17 protein-coding genes are annotated in these 21,141 nt (G+C 60.3%); 4 read left to right on the top strand and 13 right to left on the bottom strand.

Going from position 1 to position 21,141, the window contains the following annotated elements; translation table 11 throughout:
* Positions 1-135: 135 nt before the first annotated feature.
* The gene (locus FJ434_RS17460; protein WP_140748467.1) at positions 136-1,899 is read left to right on the top strand and encodes an adenylate/guanylate cyclase domain-containing protein; all 1,764 of its coding nucleotides are present in this window, start codon (positions 136-138) and stop codon (positions 1,897-1,899) included.
* A 22-nt stretch (positions 1,900-1,921) separates the two neighbouring features.
* On the opposite strand, the gene FJ434_RS17465 is transcribed toward FJ434_RS17460, so the two are convergent.
* The 3 genes from FJ434_RS17465 to FJ434_RS17475 all read right to left on the bottom strand — a co-directional run bounded on the left by FJ434_RS17465 (position 1,922) and on the right by FJ434_RS17475 (position 5,090).
* Positions 1,922-3,301, bottom strand: a complete 1,380-nt coding sequence (locus FJ434_RS17465) for a hypothetical protein (RefSeq protein ID WP_140748470.1) — start codon at positions 3,299-3,301, stop codon at positions 1,922-1,924.
* Positions 3,302-3,499: 198 nt separating this feature from the next.
* The gene (locus tag FJ434_RS17470; RefSeq protein ID WP_140748473.1) at positions 3,500-4,021 is read right to left on the bottom strand and encodes a GNAT family N-acetyltransferase; all 522 of its coding nucleotides are present in this window, start codon (positions 4,019-4,021) and stop codon (positions 3,500-3,502) included.
* Positions 4,022-4,094: 73 nt separating this feature from the next.
* Positions 4,095-5,090, bottom strand: a complete 996-nt coding sequence (locus FJ434_RS17475; protein ID WP_246678296.1) for a hypothetical protein — start codon at positions 5,088-5,090, stop codon at positions 4,095-4,097.
* A gap of 34 nt (positions 5,091-5,124) precedes the next feature.
* Between FJ434_RS17475 and FJ434_RS17480 the strand changes: the two genes are divergently transcribed.
* Entirely contained in the window at positions 5,125-6,540 is a 1,416-nt protein-coding gene (locus FJ434_RS17480; protein WP_140748476.1) for an adenylate/guanylate cyclase domain-containing protein, read from the top strand.
* A 125-nt stretch (positions 6,541-6,665) separates the two neighbouring features.
* On the opposite strand, the gene FJ434_RS17485 is transcribed toward FJ434_RS17480, so the two are convergent.
* From FJ434_RS17485 to FJ434_RS17520, 8 genes are all read right to left on the bottom strand, one after another.
* Positions 6,666-7,145, bottom strand: a complete 480-nt coding sequence (locus tag FJ434_RS17485; protein WP_140504476.1) for a class I SAM-dependent methyltransferase — start codon at positions 7,143-7,145, stop codon at positions 6,666-6,668.
* A 208-nt stretch (positions 7,146-7,353) separates the two neighbouring features.
* Positions 7,354-8,535, bottom strand: coding sequence for an ABC transporter permease (locus FJ434_RS17490; protein ID WP_140748479.1), 1,182 nt, complete (start codon positions 8,533-8,535; stop codon positions 7,354-7,356).
* On the bottom strand, positions 8,532-9,530 hold the full coding sequence (locus FJ434_RS17495; protein ID WP_140504472.1) for an ABC transporter permease: 999 nt from the start codon (positions 9,528-9,530) through the stop codon (positions 8,532-8,534). Before FJ434_RS17495 ends, FJ434_RS17490 begins: the two co-directional genes overlap by 4 nt.
* A gap of 2 nt (positions 9,531-9,532) precedes the next feature.
* On the bottom strand, positions 9,533-11,431 hold the full coding sequence (locus FJ434_RS17500) for an ABC transporter substrate-binding protein (protein ID WP_140748482.1): 1,899 nt from the start codon (positions 11,429-11,431) through the stop codon (positions 9,533-9,535).
* Positions 11,428-13,323 carry an ABC transporter ATP-binding protein gene (locus FJ434_RS17505; RefSeq protein WP_140748485.1) on the bottom strand — a complete coding sequence of 632 codons (1,896 nt, stop codon included), beginning with the start codon at positions 13,321-13,323 and terminating at the stop codon, positions 11,428-11,430. Before FJ434_RS17505 ends, FJ434_RS17500 begins: the two co-directional genes overlap by 4 nt.
* A gap of 162 nt (positions 13,324-13,485) precedes the next feature.
* Positions 13,486-14,826, bottom strand: coding sequence for an adenylate/guanylate cyclase domain-containing protein (locus FJ434_RS17510; RefSeq protein ID WP_140748488.1), 1,341 nt, complete (start codon positions 14,824-14,826; stop codon positions 13,486-13,488).
* A gap of 260 nt (positions 14,827-15,086) precedes the next feature.
* Complete coding sequence (locus tag FJ434_RS17515; protein WP_140748491.1) at positions 15,087-16,430, bottom strand: nucleotide sugar dehydrogenase; 1,344 nt, start codon at positions 16,428-16,430, stop codon at positions 15,087-15,089.
* 114 nt (positions 16,431-16,544) lie between these two features.
* On the bottom strand, positions 16,545-17,705 hold the full coding sequence (locus FJ434_RS17520; RefSeq protein ID WP_140748591.1) for a DUF3095 domain-containing protein: 1,161 nt from the start codon (positions 17,703-17,705) through the stop codon (positions 16,545-16,547).
* A gap of 92 nt (positions 17,706-17,797) precedes the next feature.
* On the opposite strand from FJ434_RS17520, the gene FJ434_RS17525 reads away from it, so the two are divergent.
* Both FJ434_RS17525 and FJ434_RS17530 read left to right on the top strand, forming a co-directional pair.
* On the top strand, positions 17,798-18,886 hold the full coding sequence (locus FJ434_RS17525; RefSeq protein WP_140748494.1) for a glycosyltransferase family 4 protein: 1,089 nt from the start codon (positions 17,798-17,800) through the stop codon (positions 18,884-18,886).
* Positions 18,883-19,668: a polysaccharide deacetylase family protein gene (locus FJ434_RS17530; RefSeq protein WP_140748497.1), complete on the top strand. Its 786-nt coding sequence runs from the start codon at positions 18,883-18,885 to the stop codon at positions 19,666-19,668. The genes FJ434_RS17525 and FJ434_RS17530 overlap by 4 nt, the downstream gene beginning before the upstream one ends.
* On the opposite strand, the gene FJ434_RS17535 is transcribed toward FJ434_RS17530, so the two are convergent.
* The gene (locus FJ434_RS17535; protein ID WP_140748499.1) at positions 19,648-20,502 is read right to left on the bottom strand and encodes an MBL fold metallo-hydrolase; all 855 of its coding nucleotides are present in this window, start codon (positions 20,500-20,502) and stop codon (positions 19,648-19,650) included. The two genes, FJ434_RS17530 and FJ434_RS17535, sit on opposite strands and share 21 nt — an antisense overlap.
* A 183-nt stretch (positions 20,503-20,685) precedes the next feature.
* Positions 20,686-21,135 (bottom strand): cyclic nucleotide-binding domain-containing protein, encoded by a 450-nt coding sequence (locus FJ434_RS17540; protein ID WP_140504457.1) that lies wholly within the window; start codon positions 21,133-21,135, stop codon positions 20,686-20,688.
* Positions 21,136-21,141 lie beyond the last annotated feature (6 nt).

Here is a 21,141-nt window from a genome sequence, read left to right on the forward strand (position 1 = left end):
AGCGCAAATGGGCATCGGGCGATCGGGTGGGGCCTGTGACAGCGCGCAGCCAATTCGGATCTGCGTGGCTGTCGATTGCGAAAGTTCCCTCTTGGTTCGGTCTTCCTGCTATCGTGAAGATAAGGAGACGGACCCTTGAGCGAGAATCGTAAGCTAGCCGCAATTCTAGCTGCGGATGTGGTCGGATATAGCCGGCTCGCGAGCGCGGACGAAGATCGTACATTGGCGAGGTTGCGGGCACTGCGCAGTGACCTGATCGATCCGATCATTGCAGTGCACCACGGCCGGGTGATCAAGCGCACTGGCGATGGGGCGCTGGTTGAGTTCCGCAGTGTGGTGGATGCCGTGCGCTGCGCCATAGAGGTTCAGAATGGTATGGTTGAGCGCAATGCAGGCGTGCCGCAAGACCGCCGTATCGAGTTCAGAATCGGCATCCATCTGGGAGATGTGGTCGAAGAAAGCGACGGCGACCTGATGGGCGACGGCGTCAACATCGCTTCGCGTTTGGAGGGACTCGCGGCGGCCGGCGCCATCTGCCTGTCCGAGGATGCCTATCGCCAGGTCAAGGCCAGGCTCGACCTCTCCGTCAGCGATCTCGGCAGCACACAGCTCAAGAACATCGCCGAGCCGATCCGAGTCTATTCGCTACAAGTTGGCAGCGCCGGGACCGCGATCCCGGAAAGCGCTACTAGCCGGCCGGCTACGGCAGTGCCGCCGAAGCTGTCGATCGCCGTGCTGCCGTTCGCCAACATGAGCGGTGATGCCGAACAGGACTACTTCGCCGACGGCATCTCCGAGGATGTCATCACGGCCCTGTCCAAACTGTCGCAGCTCTTCGTCATCGCACGCAATTCGTCGTTCACCTTCAAGGGCCAGAACGTCCGTGTGCAGGAGGTGGGCACGAAACTCGGCGTGCGGTATGTTCTTGAGGGTAGCGTACGCAAGTCGGGGAACCGGGTGCGCATCACCGCGCAGCTTATCGACGCAACCTCGGGCGGCCATCTTTGGGCGGAGCGGTTCGATCGCGACCTGACCGACATATTCGCCGTGCAGGACGACGTGACGCAACAGATCGTCGGCGCGCTGTCGCTTAATCTGACCGCGGGTGATCGGCAGCGGCTGGCGCCCGAGTACCCGCGCAATACGGAGGCGTATGACTATTTCCTGCGGGGCAGGGAGCTGTGGCACCGGCTGACGAGGGAGACGAACGTCGCGGCTCGCAACCTCTTGCAACGTGCCATCGAACTGGACCCGAAATTTGCCTCTGCCCACGCATTCCTGGCCCTTACCCACGGCATCGATTACCTGAACCGGTGGGGTGCGTCGCCCCCCGAATCGATGGCGCAAGCGGAAGAGGCCGCAACGCGAGCGGTAATGCTGGACGGCAGCGATCCCTGGGCGCACTGGGCGCTTGCTATTGTCATGCTGTACACACGGCGACACGATGGGGCCATCGACGAGGCCGAGCGCGCGCTAGTCCTCAATCCGAACTTCTCCGAAGCGCACGTTGCCCTCGGCGAGGCGTTGTACTATTCGGGCAGATCCGAAGACGCCCTCGAGAGTTTTGCCCGGGGGAAAATCTTGAATCCATATTTCCCGGATGTGCTTCTCCACTTTCAGGCTTTGGCTTTGTTTCAACTTGGAAGGTACGAAGAGGCCGCTGACTTCTTGATGCAGCGGCTGGCTCGCAACGCTGTCACCGACGTCTCGCGGGCACTTCTGGCCGCCAGCTACGGCCATCTGGGCCGTTTCGCCGAGGCTCAGGCGGCATGGCAGGAGGTGCTTCGCGTCAATCCCGACTATTCGCTGGAATACCGTCGCAAAGTCCTGCCCTACAAGAACCCTGCCGATTTCGAACTCATGGTGGAGGGGCTCCGCAAGGCCGGTATAGAGCAATGACAGGTGAGGCCATGCGGCCGGATCAGACGCTGTAGGCTTGACCGATCTTGCGCCATCGCGCGTTTTCGCGAATCAGTTTCAGGTTGTCGGTGGCCTCGGCAAATGTCCGCGAACGGTATTGCCGGAGCAGGTCCGCGAAGAGCGCCCCTTCCGGTAGGCGGGCAAGCTGCTCGCGGACTGAAATCTTTTCATCGATGACCCGGGTGCCCCAAGCATTTTCCCTTACCTGCAGCTCCGCAACCAGATCACGCTCTTCCGGTGTGGTTTCGTCCAACGCAGCTAGGAGGATCGAGTGGAAAAGCGCTACATAGCCAATCTGTCTCAGGCCGCCGACAACCCGGACCCGCGGCAAGATGGCGAGAACGAGGAACGTCAGGAACAAGTTCGGCAGCAGCACGCCGTCAAGCAGCGCCTGCTTGAGATGTGGCCGCTCGAACGGGATGGACAGACCATGCGGCTTGTCAAGCTCGATCAGGTTCCCGTTCTCAAGAACGAGCTTGCGCACGCGCTCCTCGCGGATGCCCCAGAAATAGTCCGTGGCATTGGGGAGGAACCTGCCGAATGGGCCCGATGCGGCCTCTTGCAAGGCATGTTCGAGACGCCGGCGTCTTGCGGGTTCCATGAGCAGCCTGGAAATAAGACTGCCGTCATGTTGTAGATGCCGCGCCATGGCAGCCGCGGCGAGCCGATCATCGATGAAAACCGGTAGGGCCATGCCGGAGCGATCCCAATTGGCGACCAGATCCTCGTTGAGCGCTGTCATGGCATCGGCGGCGGTTCCAAAGACCTTATCCTGGCGGGCAAGCAGTGTACCTAGCCAGCGGCTGGCATCCGTTTCATCGCCCACCGCTTCGAGCGCGCGCTTGTTGAGGGTGACTGGACCGGCCGCGCAGGCGCTTTTGCGGCACAACTTGTGGCGCCCCATGCCAAACAGGTTGACCTTGTCGTCGCCGACATCGAGCCATCCGGGCCCCTCCCGGCCAATTGTCTCCATGGTCATCGTCGTTCCCATGAAGCCGACGAAGGCTGACAGCTCGTTTTCGACCGCGCCGAGCCAGGCGAACAGGAGGGCATCGAAGGTGATCCGGTCCATCAGAAGCAGGCAGTGCAGACCGGACTGGATCACCGGTTTGTACTCGAACTCGTCGAGGGCTTTGCCGATCTCCTCGGGCTGCATAATTGCACCGAGGCGCTGATGCAGGACTTCGCGCAGCATCGAGCGGGCAGCGATCGCCGGGCCCGACACAGGCTTTGCGACCGGCCGCCACAGATGGCGGGCGTAGTCGGAAACCGAAGCATTCCAGTTCTGCTCTATGTCACACACGACTTCCGGGCAGAGCAGCGACAGTACAGCCAGAATTTCCGCCGGAGGCGCAGGGGTTGGATCAAAGACGTCGGTCATCGGTCCCGTCTAGCCGCTTGCGGGGCAAACGCCAAGTGAGAGCGGATCCGGCACGAATTGTCTACGTCAACGCCATAAACTGGGTTGTAGGGGACGATGCAATGAGCCTCAGATTGCGTGTTGTCGCTGTCCCGGCACTCCGAGGATACCTGCTGTCGACCGCGCTCGTGTCGCCAGCAGCGTTGATAAAAGCGGATCTTAGAACCGCAGCCGGGCCATACTCAGGAGGTCGCGGTACTGGCCGTCGGTAAAACCGGCCTTCACATGCCGGCCTTCGACCTCAAAGCCGTGGCTGGTGTAGAGGTGGATGGCCGGTTCGTTGTCGACATAGACGCTCAATTCGACCCGCTTCAGGGCGCGCCAGTTGTCGGCCACGTCAAGCAGCGCGCCAAGGATGGCAGAGCCGATACCTTTGCCGACAAAGCCATCGTCTAGGCCGATATTGATTTCGCCGATATGTGAACGGCGCGGCGAGCTTTGCACGACCAGGCTGCCATGGCCGACGACCTTGCCGTCCAATTCGGCGACGATCCAGGTGGTTTCCTGGCCGGACTTGGCGATGCGCCGCTCCACCTGATCCACCGTCTCGAAGGGCATCCTGAGCGTGCCCCAGCGGAAGCCCGGCATGTTGAAGATCGCGCAAAGCGCCTCCGCATCGCTTCGCCGGATGGCCCGGAGCTGCGGCTGGATCTTCTCGGATGGCGAGGTCGTGCTGGTCATGGCTTCCTGGCGAAATGTATCGGCCCCGCACGATGCACCGGACGTCACCTGAAAATCCAGCCGTCTCTGCGGCCTATGCTGCCGATTGCGAACCAAAATACCGGGAGGCGGTGTAGAGTTTGAAGGCGCCGCTGATGCCGATCCAGCCGAAAAGGGCGAGCCAGCCCAATGTAGCGGCCGCCGTCCAGTCGATCCGGTGCACCGCGCCGTCGGTGATGATGAGGCCAAGGATGGAAAGCAGGCCTACCAGAAATTGCGCCAGGCCTAGCACCAGCAATTCTTCGCGCGGCGCGCTTTTCCAAATAAGGTAGGTGCCGCCAGCGCCGGCGAGGAAGATGGCGCTGTAGACCTGGGCGTGGAAGGGATCGACCGTCCATGGCCAGGTGCTGCTGACCATCAGGGGAAACAGCAACATGCCGAAGCCATAGACCCCAAGGATCGCCGTTTCCGCCAACATGCAGCTGCGCCATGCGGGGCTTAGGGTCACGCCTTTTGCTGACGGACGGGCCCTTGCCCGCCACAGGAACAACCCGGATACCGCGACCGAACCAAGATAGACCAGAAACCAGAGCCAGGTCGCTTTGCGCCCAAAGTTGAAATAGCCGAGATTGATCAACGAAACCGCCGACACGATTACGGTGAAGATGAGAGCCATGACCAGCACGAGCCTGCCCGGCGACCAGCGATTCCAGACCAAGAGCGCCGCCATCACCGCCATTTCGGCGGTGTAGAAGCCGCCGAGAAAGCGGGCACTGAATGGCGTGACGGGCCAAGGCCAGCGCGGCTTGACCAGCGCAGGCGCGAAAAACAGGCCGGCGCCGACGATCAGGACGATAATGACCCCTGCCGAGAAAAGCCGCAACGCCGCGGGAAATGGCGGGTTGTCGGGTGTCGGCACGGGAGAAAGCCCCAAAGATGAATGCGCCATGCACCCATCATAGTGCCGCTTGCGGCCGGTGAAAATCCGCCGCATGCAAATTGAGCTGTCATCAGATCTATCCATTCGAATGGCCGTTCGATCCCTTTCGGCGTAAGATGGGGTGCGCGGACCGAAGCCCGGTCCGGCCAATACGCCTCGGGGCGCATTTTCCGGAGCCTGCACGATGACCGAAGCTCAGGATCTGTTCTCACTTCTGCGGCAATCGACCGATCTCGATCCGCAGGCAATCGATGCGATCCGGCGAACCATCGCCGAGGGCAAGGACCGCGAGCTTTGCCGCATCAATGCGCTGGCCTTCGCCAGCAAGAATGGCATCGACGAGGAACGCACCATCAGCGCCTTTCTGCATGCGGCGCGGGTGGGCATCTTCGACATCTCCTGGAATGTTCTGTGCCCCGGCTGCGGCGGCGTGCTCGACACCAACGCCACGCTGAAAACCATGCAGAAGGACGAATACACCTGCGCGCTGTGCTCCGACGGCTATTCGCCAACCCTCGACGAGATGGTCGAGGTGACATTCACCGTCAGTCCACGCATACGCAAGATTGCCGCCCACACTCCACACGAACTGCCGTTGGTGGAATATTTCCGCCAGATCTACTTGGCGTCCGGCGCCGATCTGCCGGAAGAGGATTTGGCGGAGAAGATGGAAGCGTTCTCCCTGGAGGATATCGAGCTTGCGCCCGGTGAAAAGGCGGTTCTGCCCATACAGCTTCCGCCTGAATTCGTCATCGTGTTCGAGCCGGTCACGCATTCAGCGCAGTTCATCGATGCTAAGGGCGAACCAACAAAGGAGCGCCGAAGCCTCTCTTTGGTTTTCGACCGCGACCATGTCCAGAACCAGACGTTGGAGATGCAACCAGGCCCTTTGCGCATTTCCCTGGAAAACAGGACCGACACCCGCGTGCTGCCGACGGTCTTCATCGCCGGCCACGCATTGCATGATTTCCTGGGCAAGCGCCGGCCCTTCCTGACCGCCAAGCGCTTGCTCACCAACCAGACGTTTCGCGATCTCTATCGCACGGACACGCTCGATATCAACCAGCGGCTGAAGATCACCAGTCTGACCTTCCTGTTCACCGACCTGCGCGGATCGACCGAGCTTTACGAGCGGGTGGGCGATCTGTCAGCCTTCGATCTGGTGCGCGAGCATTTCCAGGTGCTGCACGAGATCGTCGCGGCCGAGGCGGGCGCGGTGGTGAAGACGATCGGCGATGCGGTGATGGCGACCTTCGCGACACCTGATCGTGCGGTGGCCGCGGCCCTCAGGATGCGCGATGCCATGCGTGGGCTCAATGGAAAGAGCGGCCGCGAGGACCTGCTGCTCAAGATCGGAGTCCATGCCGGCCCTTGCATCGCCGTGTCCATGAACGAGCGGCAGGACTATTTTGGCCAGACGGTCAACATTGCTTCACGGGTCCAGAACCTGGCCAACGCACAGGCGATCTTCGCCACCCGCGCGGTGGTCGACGACAATCTCACCGCCGATCTGTTGCGCAGGAACGCGCTGACGCCCGTGCCTCACGAAGTCTCGCTGCGCGGCATTGAGCGGGAGATCGCGGTATATACAATCCCCTGAGGAATTTCAGAGCAATTCCTGGACAAGCGTGAAATGGTTTCCCGCGAGAATGGCTACGATTTCGCTTGGCGATCGCGTTAAAACAAGGAGCTGGAGCAGCGTTTCCGTGAGGCGCTCTCGGCCGCTCACAAGCGCTTACAGAGGAAATAACGATCGGCAGGCTCCGACGTCGGCGCCGGAAGGCGTTGCAGCAGCGGGTGATCGAGCGGCGTGCCACTGACCGCGAAGCCGCCGACGCGAAGCAGGCTCGCAATCAGATCGGGAAGCCAGGTAGCGGTCACTGCATCGCGATCATCATAGCCGGTGCCGATGTCGGCATGAACAAGGGCGGCTTCGATGCCAATGAACCTGCGGGCCGTCTCGCGTATTTCGCCGAGCACGAGGTTTTCAGCTTCGGGAATTGAGCTGGTGTGTGCGCCGACTTCGCGGTCGAACACCACGATCCGACGCCCGGGCAGGCGCTCGCGCAGATGGTGGAACGTCCGGCCATTGCCGAGGCCGAACTCGAGCACAAGCCCCTCCATCTTCGCCACCTCGGGGCAGACGTGATCGAGAATGTCACGCTGTGCGGTCATCCTGCTGATGAAATTCTCGAGACGACTCATATGCTTTTGTGTGTCCTGAACCAGATCAAGAGATCGGCAATGCCCGCGAAGAATTGTTCACGAGTGCATCCCGAAGGCGAGGCGCTAATCTCGATTGCGTGTCGGCACATATACGGGCGGACGATGAACACTGCAATAGCCGTACGGGCGGCCGGCAGGGACCATACCGGGTGGAGCCGGCGGCCCGGCGCGCGGCGAAATAGCGATCTCACTTGTAGGGGTCTGCGGCGTCCCGCAAGCCGTCGCCGAGGAAGTTGAACGCCAAGATGACGAGAACGACGGGGAGCATCGGCAAAAGCAGCCATGGATAGAACGCGATCACGCTGACGCTGCGCGCCTCGGTTAGCAGGATGCCCCAGCTGGTTGTCGGTGGCCTCAGGCCCAGCCCAAGGAAGCTCAGCGCCGTCTCGCCCAGGATCATGCCGGGTATGGAGATCGTCGCCGTCGCGATCAAATGTGACATGAAGCCGGGGATGAGGTGCCGACGGATAATGCGGCTGCTGCTGGCGCCCATCAATTGCGCCGCCAGAACGTAATCCTCCTCGCGCAAGGCCAGAAGCTTTGAACGCACGGCCCGCGCCAGTCCGGTCCAGTGGAGCAGCCCGAGGATGACGGTGATGCCGAAATAGATCAGGATTGGGCTCCAAGTTATCGGCATGATCGCCGCCAGAGCCAGCCATAGCGGAATGCTGGGGATCGATTGCAGAACTTCGATTATGCGTTGAACGATCAGGTCGAAGATACCGCCGTGATAGCCAGCCAGTCCGCCTATGACAATGCCGAGCAGGAAGCTGAAACTGATGCCGACAAGGCCGATTGTCAGTGAAATGCGTGCGCCATAGATGATACGCGAGAGCACATCGCGCCCCAGCCTGTCGGTGCCGGCCAGAAAGAGCTGGCCGTTTTCGGCAGGACAGACAAAATGCCAGTCACCTTCGACCAGGCCCCAGAACCGGTAACTGTCGCCCTTGCAGAAGAAACGAATCCGCTGAACATCATCCTGTTTGTCGATGTAGTTCCGCTTGAGTGTGTCCATATCCAGCGTCATCTGGCGACCATAGACGAACGGCCCGACAAGCTGGCCGTTATGGAACAGGTGTACCCGCTGCGGCGGCGAATAGATGTAGTCCATGTTGCGCGTGTGCAGATTGTAGGGCGCCAGGAACTCGCAGATCAGTATCCCGAAATAGAGCGCTGCCAGAAATATGCCGGATACAAGGGCAAGCCGGTGCCGTCGGAATTTCCACCACATCAGCCGCAACTGCGACGCCTGAAAGACCTTCGACTGCTCCGCCGTCATCGCCTCGATCGATTGCAGGTCAAAGGGTGCGATGGAAACGAAGTGTTGCAGTGGGGCACCCGGAGCGGGCAGGGGCGATTCCTTGTTCATTTGGTGCTGCCGCCCTGCAAACGAATTCGTGGATCAAGCAGCGCCAGCGCCAGGTCGGAAATCAGGACGCCGATGACCGTCAGGAAGGCGAGGAACATCAGGAACGAGCCCGCCAGATACATGTCCTGGCTTTGCAGCGCCTTGATCAGCATCGGTCCGGTCGTTTCCAAAGACAGCACTATCGCCGTGATTTCGGCACCGGAGATGATGGCCGGCAGGATGGAGCCGATGTCGGAAATAAAGAAATTGAGCGCCATGCGCAGCGGATATTTGACGAGCGCCCTGAAGGGATGAAGGCCTTTGGCGCGCGCGGTCACGACATATTGCTTGTGAAGCTCATCGAGCAGATTGGCGCGCAGCCGCCGGATCATGCTTGCCGTGCCGCCGGTGCCGATGATCAAGACCGGGATCCACAGATGGGCGAGGATCGACTTCGCCTTGGCCCAGCTCATCGGCTCACTGAGATATTGCGGGTCCATGAGATGGCCGATGGAGGTGCCGAACCAGATATTGGCGAAATACATCAGGATCAGTGCCAGCATAAAATTCGGAATGGCAAGGCCGAGAAGGCCGAAGAGCGTAAGGCCATAGTCGCCCCAACTGTATTGATGCGTGGCGGAGTACATGCCGATGGGAAAGGCGATGAGCCAGGTGAAGATGATCGTGACGAAGGAAACCAGCACGGTCAGCCACATTCGGTCCCCGACGACGTCGCGAACCGGCAGCTCATACTCGAAGGAATAGCCGAAATCGCCGTGCAGCATCCCGCCGACCCAGTAGAAGTAGCGAATGACCGGCGGCTGGTCGAAACCATATTCCTTCCGCATCATTTGGATGCGATCGGAATCCACCGCTTCGCCCTGAGCCCGAAGCTCGGAAACATAGCTGTCGAAATAATCGCCTGGGGGAAGTTCGATGATCGTGAACACCAGCGCCGATATGATCAGCAGCGTCGGAACCATCACAGCGATGCGCCAGACAATATATCGAAACACGCTCAGGACTCTCCAAGCCAGAATGTATCCGGCATGTAGACTCCGAAATAGGCGGTCGGGTCATAGCCGTAGAGCGCCTTGTCAGGCAGATTGCGCAGCCGTGAGGACACCAGAACCGGCTGATGCGTTCCGTTCACCGTGCCGATCGAAAACACCTGATCGGTGTAGATCGACAGCATCGAATTCCAGATCTCGGCGCGCTCCGCGGACTCGGTCGATGCGTTCCAGCGCTTGAGCAAAGCCATCAACTCGACCACAGGGGGAAGATCGGGCGCCTCACCCATCGTGCCATGGGACAGATAGTAAGTGCCCCAGAGCGGCCATTGCAACTGGTCGTCGATGGTGGGGGCCAACTGGTACGGATTCATGTCGGAGGTCGGCACGCCATTGTCGATGCCCGACCACATCGACATCATGATCTGGCCGCCAAGCGCGCGGCTGCGGAAGATGTCGCGCTGCGAAGTCCGGACGAACAGGGCGATGCCGATCTGGCGCCAGTGATCGGTGATGAGTTCGAGCGCGTCGGTTTCCAGCGTGCTTTCGCCGGCCGTTTCCACTATGATCTGCGCCGGGCGTCCATCGGGAAGTACCCGCAGGCCATCATCGTCGCGCGCTTGAAGCCCGACCTCGTCGAGCAGGGCGTTGGCCTGGTCGGGATCATGGGCGATCCATGCCTTCGCGAATTCCGGCCGGTAGAGCGGGCTCTCCGGCAGGACCGTATCGGCGCTTTCCTGCGCCAATCCGTAGAATACAGCCAAATTGATCTCGCGCCTGTCCACAGCGAGGGAAAGTGCGCGGCGCACGCGCACGTCACGAAAAAGGCTACGCCACACCTGGTCGCCACAATTCAGATTGGGCAACAGCGCCAGCCGCGAACCCTGTGTGCGTTTCCAGAGATGCATCTTCACGGGGTAACGCTTCTCCGCATCCTTCAGAAAAGAGTAATCGGCGAAGTCAATTCCCATGCTTTGCAGATCGCTCTCACCCGCACCGGTCTTGGCGGAAATGATCGCCGACGAGCTGACATTCATGACAATCCGGTCGACATAGGGCAGTTGCCGGCCATTCTCGTCTATTCTATGAAAGAACGGGTTTCGCTCGAAGATGAACTGCTCAGCCGGCGGCTTGGTCCGGTTCTGCCAGGGATCGAGCGTGGGCAGTTCCGGGTTCTCCGGGCGATACTGCCGCGACATGCGGATATGCAGGAGCGTCCATTTCTGGACCCGGTTCTCCTTCATCAGGCCGGCGAGCCGGAATGGATCCTGGTATTTCTTGTGGAACTGCTTGAGATAGGCGGCCGGCAAAACAAGCGGTGTCGGCGAAGCAGCGGCAAGCTTGGGCAGGAAGTCGGGATTGGGCGCCTCCCAACTATAGCGGACAGTCAACGGATCGACGATCTCGAAACGTGGCGGCTTGCCGTCCGCCAGCAGGGCAGGGGCGAGCCCGCCTTGCGAAAGCTCATCATTCAGCCAGACATCTTCCCAGCAATAGCGAAAATCCTCCGGCGTCAGCAGGCTGCCATCGGACCATTTATGCCCTTCCCGAATCTTGAACGTGAAGACGCGATCATGCGCCACCTCGAAACTTTCGAGGATATCGGGTTGCATTTTAAGCTTTTCGTCATAGCCGACCAGGCGGGCATATCCGTAGATCGTCATCATCCGGATATCTTTCTGGCTGCCGATGATGGTACGCAGCGTGCCGCCATACTGGCCGGGTTGCCGGCCCATCGCAGCGAGGTTCAACGCGCGCGGGCTCTTGGGCAGGCGCTCTGCGAGTGCCGGCAGAGCCCTGGCTTTCAGCTGCGGCTGAAGAAAATCCGGCTCCAGATCGCCAGCGCGCGACGTGCCCGGCAGAAGTGCCGAAGCCATGAGTCCAAGGAGGGTGCGACGGCTGATCAATGGCGCAACTCACTGACATCGGCCGAACGTCGGGCCAGCACGAGGTGGCCGCCGCCAAGATCGATCGGCGACAGCACATCCTCTTCGCCCTCGTCGTGGAATTGAGGTCCCCATGCGCTGGCGTCGGAAGCGCCGCCGAGCTTCAGCGTCTTGAAATCCATCGGCCTGTCGAGATCGGGAAACGGCACTGCGGCGACCAGTGAGCGCGTGTAGGGGTGGACCGGTTTCCTGAGCAGAATTTCGCGCGGCGCAAGCTCGACGATACGCCCGCCGCACATCACCGCGATGCGGTCCGCCATGTAGTCCACCACCGCCAGATTGTGGGATATGAACAGGTAGGTCAGGCCCAGTTCCTTCTGCAGGTCCTTCAGGAGGTTTAGGATCTGCGCCTGGACAGAGACATCGAGCGCCGAAACCGGCTCGTCGCAGATCAGGAGTTCTGGCCCCAGGGCTAACGCGCGCGCGATGCCGATACGCTGACGCTGCCCGCCGGAGAAACTGTGAGGATAACGCTTGATGAAGCGCGGATCGAGCCCGATTGCCTGCATCAGGCTCTTGACGGTGGCTAGTCGGGACGCGGCATTGCCACGTTGATGGATTTCCAGCGGCTCGCTCAAGATGTTTTCCACCGTCATGCGAGGTGAAAGCGACGAAACCGGATCCTGAAAGACCATCTGGATTTTCGCGCGCAGCAGGCGCAGGGCGTCTCTGTCGCCTCCCAATACGTCGATCGGTCCATCGCGGCCATTGAAGATCACAGAGCCGCCGCTAGGCGTGACAGCTCGCATGAGCATCTTGCTGACGGTAGTTTTGCCGGAGCCGCTTTCGCCGACCAGACCCAGGCACTCACCCCGCATGATATCGAAGCTCACGCCGTCCACCGCGCGAACAGACGTTTGATGATCGCCGCCGAACCATCCCGACTTGCGGATGGTGAAGGTTTTTGTAAGGTCCCTGACCGATAGCAGGATGTCGTGCGGCCCCTTCGATGCCGGCGCCGTCTGTTTGCCAAGCAGGTTCTCGACATTCACCGGCACCTCGCGCAGCGCCTTTAGCCGTTCACCAGGCTTCAGGTCGAAATGCGGAACGGCTGCCATCAGGCCCTTCAGGTAAGGGTGACCTGGCCGGCGGAATATCGCCTCGACAGGTCCCGCTTCCATGATCTCACCATGATAGATGACGACCACCTCATCGGCGACATTGGCGACCACGCCGAGATCGTGGGTGATCAGCAGCATCGCCATATTCAGCTTGGTCTGAAGCCCGCGCAGCAATTGCAGGATCTGCGCCTGGATGGTGACATCCAACGCCGTCGTCGGCTCGTCGGCAATCAACAGGGCGGGCCGGCAGATAAGCGCCATGGCGATCATGGCGCGCTGACGCAATCCCCCCGAAAGTTCAAACGGATACATGTCATAGGCGCGCTTGGGATTGGGAAAGCCGACTAGGCTGAGCATTTCCTCGGTCCGCGCCTTGCGCTCCGCCCGAGCCATGGGCGTATGAATCTGCAGGGATTCGCTGACCTGGTTGCCGATCGTGTGCAGCGGCGAAAGCGATATCATCGGCTCCTGAAAGATCTTGCCGATGCGGCTGCCCCTCAACGCCCGGATTTCGGGTCCATCACGCGGCATCTGCAGGATATCCTGTGTCGTGCCGGGCTTTTCAGGATCGGAAAATAGGATACGGCCACGAACATGGGCTGTGTTCGGCAAAATGCCCATCACTGCCTGGCTAAGAACCGATTTTCCGGAACCGGACTCGCCCACAAGCGCGGTAACCTTGCCGGGAAGGACGCGAAGATTTGCACGCCTGACGGCGTGCAACGGTCCCCCGATAATGGCAAAAGAGATGCCAAGATCTTCGACCCGTAGTAGATCAACGCCCGAATTCATTCTCACACCAGCCCCACTCCTGCCGGCCTGCCCGGGCGGCAGACCCAGAAAGCGAGACTAGCGCATTGCCAGCCTAGAGCAACTTGGATTCGAAACGGCCGCCAGCGGCGAATCCGGCGACCGGACTGCTTACCAAAGGCGTTCGTATCAGATTGGGGTGGGCTACTGGAGCTTCCTCGGGTCGCCCGCCGACTGCCGTGCGGCATCGCGATGAAGCAGCATGACCTGCTCGGCCTCCGATCTCCGGTCGTAAATCGGCTCCAGCGCACCGTCTTCATCGAGTGCGAGAGCGCCCGACAGATCGGGTGAAAGCACCGTCAGCTTCTGCTTGATCCCCGCCAGTTCCTCGCTGCCGAGCGTCAGCCAGCTGCTGGCGCCGCAATAGCTGGCGAAGTCTTTGCTGGCGAGAACGCGGTGCGGATATTTCTTGGTCAGGGTCTGGAGGCGCTGGACCTCGTTTACAGCCGAGCCGAAGACAGAGAATGTGAGCCGGTCGGTAAGCCCGACATTGCCGAACATCACGTTGCCGACATGCAGGCCGATGCCAAATTTTATGTCGGACAACCCCTTTTCCTTCCTTCGCAGATTGAGATCCACCATGCGCGCAGTGGCCTTGTGCGCTGCCGCCAGAGCAGACTGGCAGGCGGTCTCGGAATGCGAGCGATGTCTTTCGCAAGGGTAGACGGCAATGAAGCCATCACCTATGAAACTCATGATCTGCCCGCCTTTGCGATTGAAAGGTGTAGCAATGGCATCGAAAAACTGGTTCAGCGTATCGATGTAGATTTCGCGGCCGGAAGTTTCGGCAAGCCTTGTAGACCCGCGCATATCGGCCATGACCAGTGCGGCCCGGATTGTGTCGCCCTCGCCGCGCTTGATCTGGCCGTCCAGCACGCGTCTGCCGGCGTCGCCGCCGAGATAAGTGGTCATCATGTTGTCGGCCAACTTGGTGAGCACCGCCATTTTGGTTGCGATGGCGAGATGGTTTTGGATACGCAGCAGCGCCGAAATCATGCTCTCGCTGAAACCTGAAGCACTGTCGGTGGACCAGGACCCGATCATGCCCTGACTGGTATTGCCGTTGAATGGATGGACGAAAGCCATGTAATCGGTCACGCCCATAAGCCTGAGTTCATCGAAAACAGGAAATTCCGACGGGACCGACGGGTCGAGCCGACGCCGCAGATGGTCGAGCTTGTTGCTGAGCAGATAGTAGTATGGGCTGGTCAGGAACCTGTCAGAATGAACGCCGTCCTTTTTGCGGAAGCCTTCCACTTCCATGCCTTGGCCGCGAATCCAGGTGAAGCCAAGCGCGTCATAAAGCGGATGAAGCATCGAAAAGCTCAAATGCACCCGCTTCAACGGCAGGCCGGCAGCAGCCAGCCGTTCGCAAAACCCCTTTACCAATGTTTCCAGCTCATTGCCGGCCAGCGCCGACTGAGTCAGCCAGTCGGCAACCTTATCCATGAGAATTGTGGAAATTTCTGCTTGCGCCGTGCTCATACTACCTCGAAACCCGTCGAAGACGGAGCGATTATCCTTCGATCCGCCATAACACAGTCCGCCGGCGAGCCAAAGATGCCCAAAGTCAACGGGGTCGGCTTCGGCGGCAGAACGGCGAAGGAATTACCCGAATGACTGTCCTTGCAACCAAGGAACAGGCTTAACTGCAGTCATGTCTTGTGGCGTTATGTGGCGAAGCTGCGGCCGGAGTGCAATCTCGATCCTGACATCGGGCAAAAAATTTGCCGGCTGGGACGTCGTCAGGCCTTCACCACCGTCTCTCGGAGCAGCCCGAGACGGCCAAAAACATTGCGTGTGTCGACGATCAGAACGGCGTGATCAGCGATTGTCTGATAGTCGATCGCGTCATGGTCGGTTGCAACGACGACAGCATCGAAATCCTTCAAGGCCGCCTCGGTCAATTCGACCGAGCGGCGCCCCTTGATCGCCATATGCTCTCGTGTGGTCGGGATCTCGGGAACATGCGGATCGTGGAATTCCGCCTTGCCGCCCCATTCCTCGATGAGTTCAATGAGCCGCAATGAGGGGCTTTCGCGGATGTCGGGCACATTCTTCTTGTAGGCGAGCCCGATGATGAGAATGCGCGAGCGGCTGAGCGCCTTGCCGCAGCGCCGGTCCAACGCTTTCGCCAGTTCATCGACCACATGACGCGGCATAGCGGTGTTGATCTCTGCCGCCAGCTCGATGAAGCGGGTCGGCAGTTCATACTCGCGCGCCTTCCACGTCAGGTAGAAGGGATCGATCGGAACGCAGTGCCCGCCCAATCCGGGGCCAGGATAGAAAGGCATGTAGCCGAAGGGCTTGCTCTTGGCCGCCTCGATCACCTCCCAGATGTCGATGCCCATCGCGCCGAGCACGACCTTCAATTCGTTGACGAGCGCTATGTTGACCGAACGGAAGATGTTTTCCGTCAGCTTGACTGCCTCGGCGGTCGCCGTGCTGGAAACCGGAACGACGGTTTTGACCACGCCTTGGTAGAAAGCCTGCACGAGGGTCGCCGCTTCAATGCCGTCACCTGCCACGACTTTGGGGATCGTCGCGACTTCAAAGTTGCGGTTGCCGGGATCCTCGCGTTCGGGCGAGAAGCCGAGGAAGAAGTCTATCTTCGACTGCAAGCCGGTTTCTTCCAGTATGGGCTTGATGACGTCGTCGGTTGTGCCGGGATAGGTGGTAGATTCCAGCACGATGAGGTGGCCGAGACGCAGATGTTTTGCGATGACGCCAGTCGTGTTCCTGACAAAGGAGAGGTCCGGCTCACGGTTTTTCGTCAGCGGTGTCGGAACGCAGATGATGATGATATCGCAGACGGACAGTTCGGCAAAATCCGCCGTGGCGCGGAACCGTCCACTCGCCACGTGGCCGGCAAGGGCTGTCGACGTCACCGCCTCAATGTAGGATTGGCCGTTGTTCAGGCTCTCGACCTTCTGGGCTTCGATGTCGAAGCCGAAAACCGGGAAGCCGGCGCGTGCGACCGCAATTGCCAGCGGCAACCCGACATAGCCCAATCCAATCACGCCGACCTGCGCGGCGTGCGTCGAGATACGGTTCAGCAGACGGTCATATGCCGATCGTGAAGCGTCCAAAAATCTGCTTTCCCGTTAATTCGGATAGCCTGGCCGCTGCCAGGCGCGGCTTACCATGGTCCCAGGAACCATGGCCGAGGCATATTGCGGAAAATGGATTCTCGCAAGCCGTCATCAGACCGGCAACTTTGCCTTCAAGGTTGCGGCAGCCATCGCATAGCCGCCGGCGGCACCATCTATGAAATGAACGTGATCGCGCTGCAGCGGCGAGGCGACGAGGCATGTCATCAAGGCCGATTTCTGGCGGTGCAGGCCATAGTTGCAGATGCCCGCCTCTTCCGCCTGTTTCAGCCGGTTCTCGATCCGTTGCAACACATCAGCGTCAACGTCGATGGTCATCTTCAAGCCGTCGTCGAATTTCCGGAAATCCGAATTGCTGGCCACGTCGCGTTTGTAGATCTTCGGATCGAAACTGCCGATCGTCCAGCCGTATCTATCGGTGACGGCCGTAAGCGTCATCAGGAACACTATCCACAGCTTCGACAGCCACCGCCGTCCTGCCGGCGCCGTGGCCCGCGCCTCGATATCGAGGCCGGCGGGCAGCAAGCTGTAATCCGGCCCGTTCACCGGCACAGGGTGGCCATCGCGTTCCTGCCTGCCGGCAAGGGTGATGATGTCGGATGCCAGAAACTGAAAACCGCGCAGGTCGCGCGACGCCCCCGGTATGGCTATGATCGAGACGATTTCGCCATGCCGGGTTTCGATCGGGTTCCAGCGGCAGGAGAGGCCGGTCAGATCCGGCCGTGCGCCGGCCGGAGCAGGATCGATGCGGTAGCGCCCCGCTTTCATCTCGGCTTCCGCCCAACTGCCGCCACCGCCGGCGAACATGGCATAGAAGACCGCATCGGATGCTTGGAACCTTGCCACGCGAACGTCGAGGCCTTGCGCTCGAATATCCTTTATCGGCACGATTGCGGCACGCAGGGTTAGGTCCAGTTCGTCCGCCACCCATCTCTGGACAGCCGCCAGCGCGTTGCGGGTGGTCTCCACCGCCGAGCCGGGAAATGCGACGAGCGCCCCGTCGCCGCCGAAGACAAAGGGAAGATCTTGCCGACCCAGCGCATTGAGCAGGGCCGAAATGACACTGGCGCCAGCCATATTGACTGTTTTATAGCGTCCAGTCTCGATCGCCTTTGTCGAGCCGACAATGTCGGCGGTGGCCAGCGCCCAGCCATCGGGGAGAGGCCGATAGTTGTCGATATCGGCAACGCTTTCGAACTTTGCGAAGACCGGCAGAGAAGCGACAAACGGGTCCGACGCGGCAGCTGTTTCCATGAGCATCAGATAGCACATTCCACTGCTTGAAGGTAAAGTCGATGATGCTTCGAAATTGACTTGCGCATGCTTTCCGATGATAGGGTCGCGGAATGCGAATTGCCTTCTACGCGCCGCTGAAATCACCCAATCATTCCGTTGCCTCCGGCGACCGCCAGATGGCACGCACGCTGGTCAAGGCGCTGGAACATGGAGGACACAGCGTCGAACTGGCATCCGAATTGCGCTTCTATCTACGCGAACCGGAGCCGAAAAGTTTCGATGCGCTCAAGATAGAGGCCCGAGAGGAAGCCGCGCGACTGACCAGGCTTTGGGATCGTGACGGCAAGCCCGATCTATGGTTCTGCTATCATCCCTATTACAAAGCGCCCGACCTGATCGGGCCCGGGCTGGCGTCGACCTTTGCTGTCCCATATGTGACGGCGGAAGCCTCCTATTCGAGGCGGCGCAATGCCGGTTTTTGGGCTGATACACAAGCGTTGGTGGTGCAAGCGGTCGAACAGGCGGCGCTGAACATCTGCTTCACGCAAAGGGATCGTCAGGGTCTAGCAGATGCGATACCCGAGGTCGCTCTTGATATGCTGTCGCCCTTTATCGACACATCGGTCTTCCATGAACTGCCGGCACGAGGTTGTCCGACGCGCCTCGTTGCCGTTGCCATGATGCGCCCGGGCGACAAAGTTGAAAGCTATCGCATGCTGGCGCAAGCTCTCGGTCTGATCGGCCACCTGCCCTGGACCATGTCGGTTGTCGGCGACGGGCCTGCCCGTGACGAGGTCAAGGCGCAATTTGCCGGCTTTGCCGCCGACCGTATCGAATGGCTCGGCGCGATTGAGCCAGCCGCCGTGCCGGATGTCCTCTATGGTGGAGGAATTTACGTCTGGCCGGGTTACGGCGAGGCCTATGGCGTTGCCTATCTTGAAGCACAGGCCGCCGGCCTTCCGGTGGTGGCTCAGGACATCGCCGGCGTGCCGGAAGTCGTGCGAGACGGCCAGACCGGGTTTCTCACCCCGCCGCGCGATGTGGCGGCGTTCGCTTCTGCCATTGAAAGGCTTCTGGCCCGTAACGACGAAAGAATCATCATGGCTGCAGAAGCCAGACGTTTCATCCTTGAAGAACGTTCCCTCGGCGTTGCAGCGGCGCGTCTGGCCGAACTTCTTCCGAAGGTTTCGGTTTCATGACATCGTCCGATCGGATCTGGCAGCCCTTGGTGGAAGAACTGGCGGGCCGGCAGCGGGCCGGTCGTAAGGCAGAGTTCTGGCTGCGCGACGATGATGCCGTGGATCCGACGCCTGCGCTTGATCGGCTGCTCGATCTCACCGGTGAATTCGCGGTTCCGGTCACTCTGGCCGTCATTCCGGCCCTCACTGATGAGAAGCTTGTCGCCCGGCTTGACGAGGCGCCGCATGCCACGGTCGCCAGCCATGGCTGGGAGCACCGAAATCACGCGCCCGAGGACCAGAAAAAGCAGGAGCTCGGCCCGCATCGGCCACGCGAGGCGGTGCTCGATGATCTGGCTCGCGGGCTGGCGCACGTAACCGGCCTGCACGGCGCACGTGCCGTTCCGATGCTGGTGCCCCCCTGGAACAGGATCGACGCCGGCCTGGTATCCGACCTTGGATCGATAGGATTTGCGGCATTGTCGGTCTATGGGCCGCCGAAGCCGGCTCCACTGGCGGTCATCAACAGCAATGTCGACATCATGGATTGGCATGGCACACGCGGCTGCCGCGATCACGGCCTATTGGTTCAGGCTATCATCGCGCACTTGCAGCATGCATTCGACGACGAACCGGTCGGCCTGCTCACCCATCATCTCGTACATGATGAATCGGCGTGGCTTTTCCTCGAACGGCTGTTCGCAGTCACCACACGGACTGAAGCCTGCGCATGGCTTCCGATCAGGACATTGACCGCGCGCAGCGCCGGTAGAAGAAATAGCTCAGCGCTTTTTATGCGATGAGACTGGAAATTCGAGGGTCTGGCCATCCCGCGCGGCAAACGCGCCGGCAAACCTGTCCTTGGCCAGTTTCTCCATCTCGTCCAGTTGCTCGTCGGTGCGTGCTGGATCGTGGTGAAACAGCGCGAGCCCCCGCGCACCGGCCGCCTCACAGAGCTTGACGCCCTGTTGCCATGTCGAGTGGCCGTTACCGCGGCGGCGTTCCATCTCCTTCTCGGTATAGGTGCAATCGTAAATGACGAGGTCGGCATCGTCGATCAGGCCGAGCACCGACTGATCGAGTTTGCCCGTCTCGTGCTCGGTGTCCGTGATCACCGCCACGACGCGGCCGCCCCATTCGACCCGGTAGCCTATGCAGCCGCCCGGATGGGTAAGGCTGCCGGTCCGAACCACCACCCCTTCGCGCGGCCGAAGCACGTCTCCGGACACGAAATCGCGGCAGTCGAGCTTTGCCTTGCAGACGTCCATTTTCACCGGAAACCACGGCGGCCGGATGAACTCATCGACCATCTGTCGGGTCGTCATGCGTCCTGCAAGATGCCCGGACCAAACGGTAAGCTTGACGCTCGGGTCAAAGATCGGCGCAAAAGCCGGCAGCCCGATGATGTGATCGTAATGGCAATGAGTGAAAAGCAGGTCGAAATCGGTCACATCCGCCGCCTGAAACGCCCTGCCGGCAGGCCGCAGGCCAGAGCCCGCGTCGAATAGAAGCGTATGCTTGCCGCATCGCATCTCAATGCAGCTTGTGTTGCCGCCATAGCGAACGAATTCCGGCCCGGATACCGCAATGCTGCCGCGCACGCCCCAAAACCTGACCAGGAAAACGTCGTCGTCCATGGTAGCCCCTTCGCAGTTCCCGTCGCTCATCGTAGCTAAACAACTGCCGCTAGAGCAATTCCAGGGAAAAGTGTGAACCGTTTTCCGCCCGAAATTTGAGGAGACCAGACCGGTTTCCTCCAGTGACCCCCTCAGCCAGAGGCTGCGCTATACTGACGGGGAGCGTCGACCGCATCTCATTGGCTATTTGGCACTTCTAGCATCGATAAGATCGGCGGTGGTGTGGCTTAGGCGATCGGCAAGAACCCGCAATATCTCGATGGTCATTTCCGGGGACTCCTTCATAAGCCTCAGGAAATGATCCTTGCGGATTCTCAAGACTTCCAGCTGACTTGCCGCTCTGACGGTGGCTGTGCGCGAGCTGTTGCACAGTATGGCGATCTCCCCAACAATCGAATTTGGCGCCATCTCGGCTACTTTTAACGGCCCTCTATCGGAATCAACCAGAATATCTGCTTTGCCTGAAAGGATGACATAGGCGGCATCTCCCTCGTCGCCCTGCCGGAAAAGGATCTGGCCGGCGCCGTAGCTCACGCGGTCGGAGGTGAACGCAAGCAGTTTGAGCTTTGTCAACTCAATGCCAGAAAACAAGGGAACGCGTTGCAGCATTCCAACTTCATCCTTGAGCAGCATTGTCGC

The organism is Mesorhizobium sp. B2-5-13 (assembly GCF_006440535.1).
Taxonomy (GTDB): domain Bacteria; phylum Pseudomonadota; class Alphaproteobacteria; order Rhizobiales; family Rhizobiaceae; genus Mesorhizobium; species Mesorhizobium salmacidum.